This is a genomic window from Amycolatopsis sp. NPDC050768, assembly GCF_040654155.1.
GTDB lineage: Bacteria > Actinomycetota > Actinomycetes > Mycobacteriales > Pseudonocardiaceae > Amycolatopsis.
In genome coordinates this window covers 1-13,719 of sequence record NZ_JBFAHL010000027.1, presented here as the reverse complement: position 1 = coordinate 13,719, position 13,719 = coordinate 1, and the positions used below count along the sequence as shown (strand labels likewise).

The following is a 13,719-nucleotide window of genomic DNA, read 5'->3' as shown; positions in this document are numbered from 1 at the left end:
CGGGGTGCCCGGGAAGCCCCTTTTCCGTTGTTGCTTTTAGTTCGCGGCCCAGAACGCATACTCGGCCGAGTACGGCGTGGAGGTCTGCTGGCCCGTGGTGCACGCGCCCTTCGGGGCGAGGCCGCCCTTGGTGGCCAGCCGCTGCACGTAGGTGACGGTGCCGAACACGCCCTTGCCGGTGTCCTGGTCGGACTTGAGCAGGATCTCGGGGATCGCGTCGGTGTGCTGCACGGCCTTGCCGGGCACGGCGGTGGCGGCGACCGTGCTGCCGTCCACAGTGGACGTCCACACCGGTCCCTTGCTGTGCAGGGCCACGGCCTTGCCGTTGTCGGACATGATGGCCGCGGGCTGGATCAGGGTCCACGCGCCGTCGGTGCAGCCGTAGATCTGCACACCCTCGCCGTGGAAGGTGGCCACGCGCTTGTTGCCCGGCGGCACCTGCACCTGCGCGGGGGCCGCGATCACCTCGGGGGTGCCGTCCTGGGTCCCGGCCTGCGACTGCGCCGGCGCTCCGGCCTGGGCCCCGGCCGCCGCCTTCGCCGCGCCCGGGTCGGCCGCCGCGGCCCCGGAGGCCGACGAACACGCCGTCGCACCGCCCAGGAGGATCATCGAACCCGCCGCCAGTGCCAGAGAAATCCGCTTCATCGTCCCCGCCTGATCCGGGCCCGCCATCCGGTGGCGGGCGCTCGTCAGGTGCACGAGCGCCCACCCCGGGACGGTTCACCCGATCGGGGAAAATCTCGCAGCGGTGATCAGACGGTGACTTCCTCCTTCGGGAGGTCGACTTCTGTGGCGTTCGGGTCGACGTCGCGGTGGCGCAGCGCGAGCAGCCCGCCGACGACCATCGTGATCACCACGCCGACGAACGTGTACCAGTACGTGGCCAACGGCACCAGCGTCTTGGTGGCCGCGCCGAACTGGATGTGCACGGCCGTGGTCGCCTTGTCGAACTTGACGAACAGGATCAGGAACGCCATGCCCACCACCGAGCAGGCGAACGCGACGATCGCGTCGGGCTGGCGCGCCTTCTTCACGATCAGGCCGAGGAAGAACGAGCCCAGCAGCGCGCCGTAGGTGTAGCCGACGATGCCGAGGCCCTGCTGGATCACCGGGTCCTTCGAGTTGGTGAACAGCGACGCGAAGATCGCGAACACGACTGCCCAGATCAGCGTCCACATGCGACCGTGGCGCAGCAGCTTCGAGTCCTCGACCGACCGGTTCGTGAAGCGCTGGTAGAGGTCGGCGATGGTCGAAGTGGACAGTGCGTTGAGCGCCGAGGCCAGCGCGCCCATCGTGGACGCGAGGATGCCGGCGATGAGCAGGCCCGCCAGGCCCACGGGCAGGTCGTTGACGATGAAGTTGGAGAACACGTCGTCGCCGGACATCTTCCCGGCCGCGACCGCGGTGGCCGTCGCGCCCGTCTTGCCGCCGGTGTAGACCCACAGCATCGCGCCGACCACCAGGAACAGCCCGAACTGCACGAACACCACGAACGACGAGCCGATCAGCGCGCGCTGGCCGTCGCGCAGGCTCTTGGTCGACAGCAGCCGCCCGACGATCAACTGGTCCGCGCCGTGCGAGGCCATCGACAGGAAGGCGCCACCGACCACGGCGCCGATGAACGCGTACGGGCTGGTGATGATGTTGGACGTGAAGTCGGTGAGCTGGAAGCGGCCCTGGCTCGCGGCGATCGACGTCCAGCCGTCCGGCAGCTTGGTCGAGAGGAACACGACCGCGCCGATCGCGCCGAGGACGTAGAGCGACCACTGGATCACGTCGACCCAGATCACCGACTTGATGCCACCGACGAACGCGTAGATGAGCGTGAGCGCGGTCAGCAGCACCACGATGTGCCAGTACGAGGTGTGGATGCCGTAGTGGTCGAGGATCGCCTTGATCGGGATGGCGCCGGCGAACAGCCGCAGGCCTTCGGCGAGCAGGCGCGTGACGACGAACGTGACCGACGCCGTGCCCTGCAGCCCGCGCCCGAAGCGGCGCCCGAGGAACTCGTACGCGCTCACGTAGTTGCCGCGGAAGTAGCGGGGCAGCAGCACGAACGCGGCGACGATGCGGCCGAGGATGTAGCCGAACGCCACCTCGAGGAAGAGGAACTCGCTGCCGAAGACCAGGCCCGGCGTCGAGATCACGGTGAGTGTGGAGGTCTCGGTGGCCACGACCGAGAGCGTGACGGCCCACCAGGGCATGCTGCGTTCGCCGACGAAGTAGTCGTTCGCGGACTTCTGTCTGCGGCCGACCAGCACACCGATGATCGGCATCGCCGCCAGGTACACGATGACGATCACCAGATCGACTGGGTTCATGGGGTTTCTCCTACCGTCGTGCGCCAACTTCCGTGACCCGCAAGCGGTTCACGGTGCCCCCCAGTGGGGCCGGAAGGTTCAGGGGGTGTGCGCCCGGGGTGAGCGCGCCGAGCAGCCGGGGCCCGCGCGCGCCCGTCGCGGACGGCAGCGTGGCCGGCACGCCGCACCAGCTCAGCCAGCCGAGCAACGCGGTCAGGTACGCCTCTTTGCCCGCGCCGGGCAGGCCGAGGTCGTCGCTGGTGCGCAGGGTGACGCCCGGGAGGTTACCCGCCAGCGCCGCCATCACGGCGGGGTTGCGCATGCCGCCGCCGGACACGACGAGCGTCGCCGCGAGGTGGCGCCGGCATTCGGCGGCGACGGTCGCGGCGGTGAGCTCGGTGAGCGTCGCCAGGAGGTCTTCGGGCGTGAGCGGCGCCACGCCGGCGAGGGCGGCGTCGAGGTAGTCACCGTGGAATTGCTCCTTGCCAGTGGACTTCGGTGGTGCGGCGGCGAAGTACGGGTCGGCGAGCAGCCGGTCGAGCAGATCGCGGCGGACGGTCCCGGCGAGCGCGAGCTTCCCGTCGACGTCGGCGTGCTGCTCGCCGCCGGTCACGCGGGCGGCGGCGAGGTCGAGCAACGCGTTGGCGGGGCCGGTGTCGTAGGCGAGCACGGTGTCGCTGCTGCTGACGACGGTGATGTTGGCGATGCCGCCGAGATTCAGCGCGGCCACGGGTTTGCCCGTCTCCTCGGCGAGGCCACGCAGCCACAATGCGTCGAGCGTGCTGGCGAGCGGTGCGCCCTGGCCGCCCGCGGTGATGTCGCGGATGCGCAGGTCGGCGACGACGGGGGTGCCGGTGCGTTCGGCGATCCACGCGGGCTGGCCCAGCTGGACCGTGCCGAGCGCCACGCCGTTCTCCACCCAGTGGTAGACGGTCTGGCCGAGCGAGGCGATCACGTCCACGGGCCCGTGCTCGGCGATGCCCTGTGCGGCGGCTTCGGCGAAGGCCTGGCCGACGCGAGTGTCGAGCACGGTGAGCGCTTCGGCGCTGCTCGGGTTGGGCGGCAGTGCGGCCAGCACGGCTTCGCGGGTTTCCGCCGTGAAGGGCACGTCGAGCTCGCCGAGCGGGGTGAGGACCACGGTGCCGTCTTCGGCGTGCAGTTCGGCGACGGCGACGTCGATGCCGTCGACCGAAGTCCCCGAAAGGAGGCCGAGGACGCGGAAGCCGTGGGTTTTCATCCGGAGTGGTTTAGCCGGGGTGAAGCGGTGACGCAACCCACGTCGTGAAGTCTTGGCCGAATCGGAACTCTGCGTGTGATCCGTTGGCCTGAAGGGTGCAGCGCGGTGGGGTGTCCGGGGGAGCCTCGGAGCAGATGACAGGATGGGTGCGTGTCGAGTACCTGGTTCTGGATCGTCATCGTCGCCGTCGTCGTCTTGGTCGCCGTGCTGGTGTCCGGGCTGCTCATCGCACGTCGGCGGCGGATCAGCCTCGAACAGACGCGCAAGGTCGAGGAGAAGCCGAAGGGTGGCGGGTACACCGCGTCCGGCGGCATCACCTTCGCGCCCGGAGGTGAGGCCGAGGCTGCCCCTCAGGCGGAACCGGTGCCGGCCGAGCACCCCGTCGAGGACCGCCCGGAGGTCGACGGCCAGCCCGCCGTGGGCGACGACGCCGCGGTGCCGCGCGACTCCGACCAGCGCACGATGCGCGACGTCAAGCTGCCCGAGCCGGAGTCGGAAGGCCCCGCGGCTGCGCCGGTCGCCGGCACCGTCGAACCGATCGAGCCGGTCCTCCCGATCGAGGAGATCGACCCTGCGGCAGGCCGCCTGGATCGCCTGCGCGGCCGGCTGTCGAAGTCGCGCTCGATGTTCGGCCAGAGCCTGCTGGGCCTGCTCGGCGCCGGCGACCTCGACGAGGACTCCTGGCAGGACGTCGAGGACTCGCTGCTCATCGCCGACCTCGGCGCGGCCACCACGACCCAGATCGTCGAACGCCTGCGTGACGAGCTGTCGCGCCGCGCGGTGCGCACGCCCGCCGAAGCGCGCGAAGTGCTGCGCGAGGTCCTGACCGCTTCGCTGTCCACGGACGGCATCCGCGCCGTGCGCGCGCTGCCGCACGAGGTCGACGGCCAGAAGCAGCCCGCCGTCGTGCTCGTCGCCGGCGTGAACGGCACCGGCAAGACCACCACTACCGGCAAACTCGCGCGCGTGCTCGTCTCGCAGGGATCCACCGTGGTGCTCGGCGCGGCCGACACCTTCCGCGCCGCGGCCGCCGACCAGCTCCAGACCTGGGGCGACCGGGTCGGCGCGTCGGTCGTGCGCGGCAAGGAAGGCGCCGACCCCGCGGCCGTCGCGTTCGACGCGGTGAAGCGCGGCATCGACGAAGGCGCCGACGCGGTCCTCGTCGACACCGCAGGCCGCCTGCACACCAAGACCGGCCTCATGGACGAGCTCGGCAAGGTCAAGCGCGTGGTCGAGAAGCAGGCGAAGGTCGACGAGGTCCTGCTGGTGCTCGACGCCACTACGGGCCAGAACGGCCTCGCCCAGGCCCGCGTGTTCTCCGAGGTCATCGACGTCACGGGCATCGTGCTGACCAAGCTCGACGGCACGGCCAAGGGCGGCATCGTCTTCCAGGTCCAGAAGGAGCTCGGAGTGCCGGTGAAGCTGGTCGGCCTCGGTGAGGGCCCGGACGACCTGGCACCGTTCGAGCCCGGCGCGTTCGTGGACGCCCTGCTCGGCTGAGACAGGATTCGCCCGTTGAGGTGATCAACCGGCGAAGCGGGCGGAACCCTCGTGGGTTTCTGCCACGGTGGACTCGTCGCTGCAGGCCGGACGAGGGGTTCACGGGGGATGACGGGCGGGTTCGACGCCGTAACGGAGGAGCTCGAACGCGCCGCCGACACCATCGGCGACGTCGTCGGGGGCGCCGCGGGCCTGCTGTGGCAGGGCCCGAGCGGCGACTACGGGCACCCCGGCGTGCAGGCGGGCTGGGGCAGCTTCATCGCGGACATCGAGTCCGTCGTCGAAGGACTCACCGGTAAGGCCCACGGCCACGGCGAGGACCTGCGCACGGCGGCGGTCCGCTACGCGGGCGCCGACGACACCGCGAGCGACTCGATCGTGAAGACCGCGGCGAAGGCGTTCGGCGGCTCTTCCGGCGGCGGCATCTTCGGCCCACTCGGCGAGATCCTGCACACCTCCGTTGACCCGAAGCCGGGCGACGGCGAGAAGCTCGGTCCCGCGTGGACCGGCGGCGCGACCGGCCGCATCAGCGGGTCGATCGACGAACTCCCGCCGGACGTGATGAGTCCCGAGCGCTCCCGGGAGCTGTTCCCCGGTCCGAAGTCCGAGGTGGAGGGCCCTGACCCCGTAACCGAGGCGGACCGCGAAGGACCGGTGTTCTGATGGCCGCCGAGCTGGGGGAGACGACCGACCCGAAGGAGCTCGTCCCCGGCGAGCCGCGCTTCATCTCGGGCGACCTGAAGGATCTCGTCCGCAACATCCAGAAGATGGCCGCGATCTCCGACGGCCTCTCGGGCGTCGACGCGAAGCAGTGGTCCGGCGAAGCGAGCGACCGGTTCCGCGAGACCTTCGGCCGGGAGCCGAAGAAGTGGTTCGACACCATCGGCGTCCTGGGCACCGGCGCCAACGCCCTCGCCGATTACGGCGACGCCCTGACGCGCAGCCAGTCCGAAGCCCAGCGGGCGATCGAGCTGTACACGCAGGGCCAGGCCGCCACGCGGGCCGCGTCCGCGCAGTGGATTGTGGACGCCTACAAGGCCCTCACCGGCGGGTACTCGGTCCCGGCCTTCGCCGACCCCGGTCAGGGCGCGACGCAGGAGGCCGAGCGGATCCTGAGGGCCGCCCGCGCCGCTCTGGAAGAGGCCGGCGGTTCCACGGCGGAAAAGCTGGGCTTCGAGAAGAAGGCCGACGGTACGTACAAAAAGGATCTCGGGGATTCCCACGAGTTCGGCGCTGCGCACCGCGACAAAGAGACGAAGACGGAGTGGGACCCCGACAAGAAGAAGTGGGTCAAGGTCGACGAGGACCCCGGCGGCTGGCAGGACCACAAGGGCGGCAAGAACTATTCCCGCGAATTCGGTTCGCAGTCCGACGGCATGCTCACCGACAAACTCGGCGGCCTCCTCGAAAAGTTCGGCATCGACACCTCCGAAAGCACGGTGTCGGCGTCGGCGAGTGTCGACCTCGTCGACGGCTCGCTGGAGGGGAAGTTCGGCGACGGAACCTTCGGCGGCAGCGGCAAAATCGAGGGCGCGGCCCTCGGTGCCGGCGCCGAGGCGCACGCCGGTGCGGGCCCGCTGGGTCTCACGGCGGGCGCGTCGGCCGAGGCGTACCTGGCTAAGGGCAGTGCCCAGGGTGAGGTCCACTACGGCGACCACGTCTCGGTCAAGGGCGATGCCTCGGCCGAGGTCGGAGCCAAGGCGTCCGCCCAGGGATCGCTCGGCTGGTCCGGGATGCAGGGCAGCGTCGAAGGATTCGCGGGCGGCCGCATCGAGGCCAACGCGAGCGCCGAGGTCGCCGGTGTCACCGCCGGTGCGCACGGCGAGGCGTGGGCCGGCGTCGGGGCCGAGGCGAGCGCCCAGTTCGGCATGGGCGACGACGGGAAGTTCCACGTCGGCGCTTCGCTCGGCGTGGCCCTGGGTATCGGTGGCAAGGTCGGGTTCGACCTCAGCATCGATCCGGGTGAGGTCGTCGACACCGTGCAGGACGTGGCCGGTGACGTCGCCGACGTGGCATCCGACGTCGGGCACGGCATCGCGAACGCCGCGGGCGCGGTGGGCGACTTCCTCGGCTTCTGACCACCAGAGATTCGGAGCAGACACAGTGGCAGGCACTCTCCCCGTCCCGATCGTCTTCGAGCTGCCGGACGGATGGCGATCCGTTCCGCCCGACGAAGTCGGCACGCCGGACGCCGCGTTCGTCGCGCTCAACACCGGCAGTTCGCGCGAGGGCTTCACGGCGAACATCACGATCACCGGCGAGCTCCGCGAGGACGACGCGCCGCTCACGGCCATCGGTGACGAGGCCGTCGAGCGGTTGCGGAGCGCGGACGCACAGGGCGTGCAGCTCGGGCGGCGCAACGAGGTCGGCTCGGCGGAGAACCCGGGTCTCACGCAGGCGGTGAAGCTGACCGTCGGCCTCAAGGGCAAGCAGGTTGACCTCGTGCAGTTCCAGGTGTTCATGGTCATGCGAGACCAGCAAAACCCGGAGCGGCGCGCGGTCTTGCACATCGTGCTGTCCGCGCTGCTGGAAAACCAGTTCGAGCACGTCATCGACGACTTCCAGAAGTTCCTCACCACCGTCAAACCGGAGCAGGCGGCATGAACGACACCGCACGGCAGCTGCTGGCCCGCATCGAGGCGATCGACACGGCCGCGGCGGACAACCGCTTGCGGGCCGAGGCATACAAGCGCGTGGCCGACGAACTGAAAGACGCGATGGGCAGCGCCACCTCGCCGGACGGTGTGGTCACCGTGGTCGCCGGTCCCGGCGGTGCGATCGCGTCGGTCACCTTCAGCGAACGGGCCCGGGAAACGGATCCCGCTGTGCTGTCGTCGGACGTCATGCGCGCGATCGGCGAAGCGCAGGCTGCGGCGGCGCGGATGCAGGCCGACGTGGTGCGCCGCGGACTCGGCAGTACCGAGTTCCTCGACCGCGTGCTCGACTCCGACGAGCAGCTCTTCGGCGCTCCTCGCCCGGCAGCGCCGGCCCCGCCGAAGCCGACTCGAGCAGCGCCCGCGGACGACGAGTTCGACGACTTCAGCGTCTACGACCAAGAGCCGACCCGGTGAGCACAGCGCTCATCCTCGTGATCGTCATCGGCGGCACGCTCCTGATCGCGGTCGCGGTGACGTGGTTCGTGGTGTGGAACAACCGCGGTATGCAGCGCGCCGAAGCCGGAGTGTTGCAGCGGTTGAGCCAGGAAGCGCCGCGGCGGGGCTGGCGGTACGAGGAGCGCAACGACTCCTACTGCGCCTTCTACAACGAAGGCGACCACTATCTGCAGCGTTCCTTCGCGGACGAGCTGTTCTCACCGAGCGATCCGTTCGCGCGGCTGCCCGAGGCGTTCGAGGCGCACGAGATCGTGAGCGGGACGCACCGGGGACGCCCCTTCCTCGGCGCCAGGTTCAAGGTGCGCCAACGCGGCGTGGCCATCCACTACACGCGGGCCGTGTGGGTGCGTACTCCGAAACTCGGCCCTGCCCTGCAGGTGGGCCCGGCGGTGGCGCTCGAGAGCCGCGTGAACGACTCGATCGGACGCGGCGACCTTCGAGTGGGCGACCCCGAGTTCGACGAGCGCTACGAGGTGCTCACCGGCGACGATCGCTTCGCCCGTGCGGTGCTCGTACCGCAGGTCACCCAGTTCTTGAAGACCGACCCTCGCGAATTCCGCGGGTTCACCTTGTTCGGCGCGAACTTCGTGGTCCTCGACCGCCTCGTCGATCACCGTGATCCCGAAAAACTCGTCGCCGCATTGGACTTGCGGTGCGACCTGCTGGATTTGGTTCCGCGTTCCGTCTGGGCCTAGAGGAGGCTGGCTGTGGTGCGTCGTTTGTTGGTCGCGGTGTGTGGCATCGCGTTGGTGGCCGGGTGTTCCGCGCACGTAGAGGTGACGCGGCGGGTGGCGAAGGCCGATCTGGAGAAGGGGATCGCCGACGCGCTGCAGAGCTCGATCGGGCAGCGGCCGGACACGGTGACGTGCCCAGGGCCGATCGACGCGAAAGTCGGGCAGCAGATGCGCTGCGAGCTGAGCGCCGGCACGACCAGGGCGGGCCTCACAGCGACCATCAACACCGTCAACGGCAGCGACGTCCGCTACTCGGTGAAGGTGGACGACCACGTCATCAGCAATTGAGGTGACACACCGGTCCCCACCGGCGCACACTCGCGGTGTGTATTGACGCCCGCGTGGACCGCCCGTTTCCCCTCGTCACCCGAACACCCCCGACGAGAGGAAACCCGGTCATGATCATCGAAGGCCCGCGCGTCCGCCTGCGTCCGCTCACGCGTGACGATCGGCAGCGCGCCCAGGAAATCCTGTCCACGCCCGAAGTCGCCCGATGGTGGGGCGAAGCCGAGCCCGAGGTCGAAACCCTCCTCGAGGAGGAAGCCGGCTACTCCAGCTACGCCATCGAACTCGACGGGGACGTCATCGGGCTCATCCAGAGCTCCGAAGAACTCGACCCGCAGTACCGCCACGCCGGCATCGACATCGCCGTCGACCCGGCCCACCATGGCCACGGCAACGGCCCCGAGGCGATCCGCGTGCTCGCGCAGCACCTGTTCGCCCAGGGCCACCACCGGCTCACGATCGACCCGGCCGCCGCGAACGAGAAGGCCGTGCACGTCTACACAAAGCTCGGCTTCCGGCCCGTCGGCCTGCTGCGCCAGTACGAACGCGGCCCCGACGGCACCTTCCACGACGGCCTGCTGATGGACCTGCTGGCGGGCGAGCTCAGGTGACCGGCAGCTGCTGCGAAAGCCGGTCGGCGATCTTCTGCACCACCGGCGCGATGCTCGCCACCGCGTCCGCGGTCAGCCGGCCGGACGGACCGGACACGGACACCGCCGCGGGTACCGGCATGCCGGGCACCGCGACGGCGATGCACCGGACCCCGAGCTCCTGCTCGGCCTCGTCCAGCGCGTAACCCTGCGACGCGATGCGCGTGAGCTCGTCGGCGAGCGAAGAAGGGTCGGTGAAGGTGTGTTCGGTGTACGCGGGCATGCCCGTGCGCGCCAGAAGCGCCGCGACGTCGTCGGCGGGCAGCTGCGCGAGCATCGCCTTGCCGACCCCGGTGCCGTGGGGCAGCAGGCGCCGGCCGACTTCGGTGAACATGCGCATGGAGTGCTTGGAGGGCACCTGGGCCACGTACACGACCTCGTCGCGCTCCAGCACGGCGAGGTTGGCCGTCTCGCCGACCTCCTCCACGAGTTCGACCAGCAACGGCCGCGCCCACGAGCCGAACTGCATGCTCGCGTTCTCGCCGAGGCGGATGAGCCGCGCGCCGAGGGCGTAGCGGCGGTTGGTGTTCTGCCGGACGTACCCGAGGTCCACGAGGGTGCGGATCAGCCGGTGAATGGTCGGCATCGGCAGCCCCGACAGGGTCGCGAGCTCCGACAGGCTGGCCTCCCCACCCGTGTCCGCGAGGTGCTCCAGCAGCTCGAACGCGCGCTGCAGGGACTGGACGCCGCCGTCCCGTCCGCCTTTCTCAGCTGCCACCGGTGGTCCTCCTCACAGGTCCTCTTCTTCCGAGCGTTTGAGCTTCCGCTATGCAGAAACTATAGTCCGTCAGGTAAAAACCGTAGGGACGTTATCCAAAGTACGACTCGGGGTGTTTCGCATGTCTGAAGTCCAGGTCCTCGGCGGCTCGGTGGAGCGCGGCGACGAGATCCTGACGCCGGAAGCCCTCGCCTTCCTGGCGGGGCTCCACGACGCCTTCGCGGCGCGCCGGGACGAGCTGCTCGCGGCCCGCGGCAAGCGCCGCGAAGAGGCCCGCACGACCGGCCGGCTCGACTTCCTGCCGGAGACGAAGGAAATCCGCGAGGGCGACTGGAAGGTCGCCGAGGCGCCGCCGGCGCTGCGCGACCGCCGCGTGGAGATCACCGGTCCCACCGACCGCAAGATGACCATCAACGCCCTCAACTCCGGCGCCAAGGTGTGGCTCGCCGACTTCGAGGACGCCAACACGCCGCACTGGGCCAACGTCGTGTCCGGCCAGGTCAACCTGTCCGACGCCATCCGCGAGACCATCACGCTGGAGAGCGGCGGCAAGAGCTACGCGCTCAAGGACGACGTCGAGCACGCCACCATCGTGGTCCGCCCGCGCGGCTGGCACCTCGACGAGCGCAACCTCACCTTCGGCGGCCGCCAGGGCGTCGGCGCGCTGGTCGACTTCGGCCTGTACTTCTTCCACAACGCCGCCGAGCTGCTCAAGCGCGGCAAGGGCCCGTACTTCTACCTGCCGAAGATGGAAAGCCACCTCGAGGCGCGGCTGTGGAACGACGTGTTCACCCACGCCGAGAAGACCCTCGGCATCGAGCACGGCACCGTCCGCGCCACCGTGCTGATCGAGACGATCCCGGCCGCGTTCGAGATGGAGGAGATCCTCTACGAGCTGCGTGAGCACGCCTCGGGCCTCAACGCGGGCCGCTGGGACTACCTGTTCAGCGTGATCAAGTACTTCCGCGACGCCGGTGAGAAGTTCGTGCTGCCGGACCGCAACTCGGTGACCATGACCGCGCCGTTCATGCGCGCCTACACCGAGCTGCTCGTGGCCACCTGCCACCAGCGCGGCGCGTTCGCGATCGGCGGCATGGCGGCGTTCATCCCGAGCAAGGACCCGAAGGTCAACGAGGGCGCGTTCGAGAAGGTCCACGCCGACAAGGCGCGCGAGGCGGCCGACGGCTTCGACGGTTCCTGGGTCGCGCACCCCGGCATGGTCGCCCTCTGCAAGGAGGAGTTCGACAAGGTTCTCGGCGACCGGCCGAACCAGCTCGAGCGCACCCGTGACGAGGTCAGCGTCACCGCCGACCAGCTCCTCGACGTCGCCTCGACGCCGGGCAGCGCCACCGCGGCCGGCCTGCGCGCCGCCGTCGAGGTCGGCATCCGCTACATCGCCTCCTGGCTGAGCGGCAACGGCGCGGCGGCCATCCACAACCTCATGGAGGACGCGGCCACCGCCGAGATCTCGCGGTCGCAGATCTGGCAGTGGGTCAAGAACGGCACGCAACTCGACACCGGCGACACCGTTACGGCGGAGTTGGTGCGTGGCGTGCTGGCCGAGGTCCGCGGCGAGCTCTCGGCCGAGGTCAAGGAAGACGTGCTCACCCCGGCCGTCGAGCTGTTCGAGCAGGTCGCGCTCGCCGACGAGTTCCCGGACTTCCTCACGCTGCCGGCCTACGAGCACATCAAGTAATGCGGGACGGCAGGCTCACCGAGGACGTCTACACCGCCGCCGACGCGCGCCTGGCCGAGGCCGACGCGCGCGTCGCGGCGCTGTACCCCGGTGAGCCGCCGGGCCGCCGCCCCGTGCACACCGTGTACGTGCCGGCGTCGGAGTACCGCACGCGCCTGGTCGCCGACTGGGGCAAGCAGGCCATGCGGGTGTTCGTCGAGCGCGGTGACGTGCTCGGCCTCGACGCGGACGTCGCCGAGCGCGTGCGGACGAAGCTCCTGACCGAGCCGATCGAGGACCTGCGGATCGACTTCGAGGACGGCTACGGCAACCCGGGCGACGAAGCCGAGGACGCCGCCGCCCTGGCCGCCGGGCAGACCCTGGCGACCACAGGCGGCACGCCGTTCGTCGGCATCCGCTTCAAGAGCTTCGAAGCCGCCACGCGCCGGCGCGGCATCCGCACACTGGACCTGTTTCTGACCGGTTTGCTCAGCAACGGCGACCTCCCCGACGGCTTCGTGGTCACGCTGCCGAAGGTCACTGCCGTCGAGCAGGTCTCGGTGGCGGCCGACGTACTCGGACAGCTCGAGGTCGCCTACGGCCTGGCGGAAGGCGCGCTGCGCTTCGAGGTACAGATCGAGACCGCGCAATCGATCCTCGCCCACGACGGCACGGTCGCAGTGGCCCGCATCATCCAGGCCGCCGCCGGCCGTTGCTCGGGCCTGCACTACGGCACCTACGACTACAGCGCGGGCCTCGGCATCGGCGCCGCCTACCAGAGCATGGCCCACCCGGCCGCCGACTTCGCGAAGCACCTCATGCAGGTCGCGGCGGCCGGCACCGGCGTACGCCTCTCCGACGGCTCCACCAACCGCCTGCCGATCGGCGACGACCTGCCCGGCGCCTGGGCCGAACACCTGCGCCTGGTCCGCCGCTCCCTGGAAAACGGCTTCTACCAGGGCTGGGACCTGCACCCGAACCAGCTGCCGACGCGCTTCGCCGCCACCTACGCCTTCTACCGCGAAGGCTTCCCCACCGCGGCAAAACGCCTCAGCGACTACGCCTCCCAAACGTCGTCCGGCGTCCTCGACGAACCCGCCACCGCCGCCGCCCTCGCCCACTACCTCCTCGGCGGCCTCCACTGCGGCGCCCTGGAAGCGGCCGAACTCCCCTTCGACGCCGCGACCCTCGACCGCTACGCCCGCCGCCTCACCTGACGCCCCTCTGAACGCACCCCAACGCGGCGTTCGTTGCGCTCACCGCACCCAATGCGGCGTTCGTTGCGCCCAACGCACCGAACGCCACAATTGAAGTGCTTTGACGCCCCACTCACCGCCGCCCGCCTGCCCAAATCGGCCCCCCACCCAGGCCGCGTTCACCCTCATGACCGCCGCCCCCCCACGCAGCGGAACCCTGCACCCAGACCCGCCCCGGCACCCCGATCCGAAGCCTTCTTGCGGCCGGCGAGCCGTTGTCAAGGCACGCTTTCCCGCCTTGACAACGGCTC

14 protein-coding genes are annotated in these 13,719 nt (G+C 70.1%); 10 read left to right on the top strand and 4 right to left on the bottom strand.

All coding sequences use genetic code 11. From position 1 onward, the window contains the following. Positions 1 to 36: 36 nt before the first annotated feature. The 3 genes from AB0H62_RS46610 to AB0H62_RS46600 form a co-directional block, all read right to left on the bottom strand. Positions 37 to 645, bottom strand: coding sequence for a DUF3455 domain-containing protein (locus tag AB0H62_RS46610; RefSeq protein ID WP_220237758.1), 609 nt, complete (start codon positions 643 to 645; stop codon positions 37 to 39). Positions 646 to 752: 107 nt separating this feature from the next. Beyond that, positions 753 to 2,321: a sodium:solute symporter gene (locus tag AB0H62_RS46605; protein WP_360592550.1), complete on the bottom strand. Its 1,569-nt coding sequence runs from the start codon at positions 2,319 to 2,321 to the stop codon at positions 753 to 755. A 10-nt stretch (positions 2,322 to 2,331) separates the two neighbouring features. Beyond that, a complete protein-coding gene (locus AB0H62_RS46600; RefSeq protein WP_360592548.1) occupies positions 2,332 to 3,537 on the bottom strand; it encodes an anhydro-N-acetylmuramic acid kinase in 1,206 nt (401 codons plus the stop codon). A 150-nt stretch (positions 3,538 to 3,687) separates the two neighbouring features. Between AB0H62_RS46600 and ftsY the strand changes: the two genes are divergently transcribed. From ftsY to AB0H62_RS46560, 8 genes are all read left to right on the top strand, one after another. Beyond that, entirely contained in the window at positions 3,688 to 5,037 is a 1,350-nt protein-coding gene (gene ftsY / locus AB0H62_RS46595; protein WP_220237761.1) for a signal recognition particle-docking protein FtsY, read from the top strand. Between the two features lie 108 nt (positions 5,038 to 5,145). After that, positions 5,146 to 5,700 (top strand): hypothetical protein, encoded by a 555-nt coding sequence (locus tag AB0H62_RS46590; protein ID WP_360592546.1) that lies wholly within the window; start codon positions 5,146 to 5,148, stop codon positions 5,698 to 5,700. Further along, the gene (locus AB0H62_RS46585) at positions 5,700 to 7,115 is read left to right on the top strand and encodes a putative T7SS-secreted protein (RefSeq protein WP_360592544.1); all 1,416 of its coding nucleotides are present in this window, start codon (positions 5,700 to 5,702) and stop codon (positions 7,113 to 7,115) included. The genes AB0H62_RS46590 and AB0H62_RS46585 overlap by 1 nt, the downstream gene beginning before the upstream one ends. Positions 7,116 to 7,140: 25 nt before the next feature. Next, complete coding sequence (locus AB0H62_RS46580; RefSeq protein ID WP_360592543.1) at positions 7,141 to 7,641, top strand: hypothetical protein; 501 nt, start codon at positions 7,141 to 7,143, stop codon at positions 7,639 to 7,641. Further along, complete coding sequence (locus AB0H62_RS46575) at positions 7,638 to 8,108, top strand: YbaB/EbfC family nucleoid-associated protein (protein ID WP_360592541.1); 471 nt, start codon at positions 7,638 to 7,640, stop codon at positions 8,106 to 8,108. The genes AB0H62_RS46580 and AB0H62_RS46575 overlap by 4 nt, the downstream gene beginning before the upstream one ends. Further along, entirely contained in the window at positions 8,105 to 8,845 is a 741-nt protein-coding gene (locus tag AB0H62_RS46570; protein WP_360592540.1) for a hypothetical protein, read from the top strand. Before AB0H62_RS46575 ends, AB0H62_RS46570 begins: the two co-directional genes overlap by 4 nt. 12 nt (positions 8,846 to 8,857) lie before the next feature. Continuing rightward, positions 8,858 to 9,172, top strand: coding sequence for a DUF4333 domain-containing protein (locus AB0H62_RS46565; protein ID WP_220237767.1), 315 nt, complete (start codon positions 8,858 to 8,860; stop codon positions 9,170 to 9,172). A 110-nt stretch (positions 9,173 to 9,282) separates the two neighbouring features. After that, positions 9,283 to 9,780, top strand: coding sequence for a GNAT family protein (locus tag AB0H62_RS46560; protein ID WP_360592538.1), 498 nt, complete (start codon positions 9,283 to 9,285; stop codon positions 9,778 to 9,780). Here the strand turns inward: AB0H62_RS46560 and AB0H62_RS46555 are convergent. Beyond that, entirely contained in the window at positions 9,773 to 10,537 is a 765-nt protein-coding gene (locus AB0H62_RS46555; protein ID WP_220237769.1) for an IclR family transcriptional regulator, read from the bottom strand. The genes AB0H62_RS46560 and AB0H62_RS46555 overlap by 8 nt on opposite strands. Before the next feature lie 121 nt (positions 10,538 to 10,658). Here AB0H62_RS46555 and aceB point away from each other — a divergent pair, with 121 nt between their 5' ends. After that, complete coding sequence (gene aceB / locus AB0H62_RS46550; protein ID WP_360592537.1) at positions 10,659 to 12,233, top strand: malate synthase A; 1,575 nt, start codon at positions 10,659 to 10,661, stop codon at positions 12,231 to 12,233. Next, positions 12,233 to 13,429, top strand: coding sequence for an aldolase (locus AB0H62_RS46545; RefSeq protein WP_360592536.1), 1,197 nt, complete (start codon positions 12,233 to 12,235; stop codon positions 13,427 to 13,429). Before aceB ends, AB0H62_RS46545 begins: the two co-directional genes overlap by 1 nt. The last annotated feature ends 290 nt before the right edge of the window (positions 13,430 to 13,719 follow it).